The sequence below is a fragment of the Pseudoalteromonas sp. SANK 73390 genome (genome assembly GCF_054966645.1).
In genome coordinates, this window is record NZ_ARPN01000135.1 from 1 (window position 1) to 548 (window position 548).

Here is a 548-nt window from a genome sequence, read left to right on the forward strand (position 1 = left end):
ATCTAAATACGCCATTAAAGCTTGGCTATCCCGCGTCATACTCTGTGCTGCAATATGTACTTCCCCCCCTACCAGCAAGGGTAAATACAACTCTAAGCCTGCTATATCAAAACCAAAGGTCGTGACTGCCAGCAACCGCTCTCCTTGTGAGAGCCCTGGCTCTTTTGCCATGCTGTGTAAAAAGTTACTGAGTGCTTGATGACCAACGCATACCCCTTTAGGTTTGCCCGTCGAGCCTGACGTATAGATAATGTAGGCCAAACGTGCAGCATCCAGCGCAAGTTCTGGCGTTGTATCACTATAATTTGAGGCTTGTGCCAATGTTAATTGTGGTAATGGGCTATCAGACAACACCTGTGCAGCAGCTCCATCCCCTAATATTACGCTCGCACCACTGTCTGCTAGCATATAGTGTAATCTGGCTTGCGGGTAACTTGGGTCTAGCGGCACATAACACGCACCGGCCTTCCATACTCCAAGTGAAGTTGTCAGCAATTGCTCACCTCTGTGACAACAGATCCCCACTCGCTCCCCAGGTTTTATCCCTT

General features: G+C 48.9%; 1 protein-coding gene. It reads right to left on the minus strand.

Annotation, left to right across the window (positions count from 1 at the left end; translation table 11 throughout):
- Positions 1 to 548: AMP-binding protein (locus tag SANK73390_RS18330; RefSeq protein ID WP_462767848.1), on the minus strand; the 548-nt coding region annotated here is incomplete at both ends.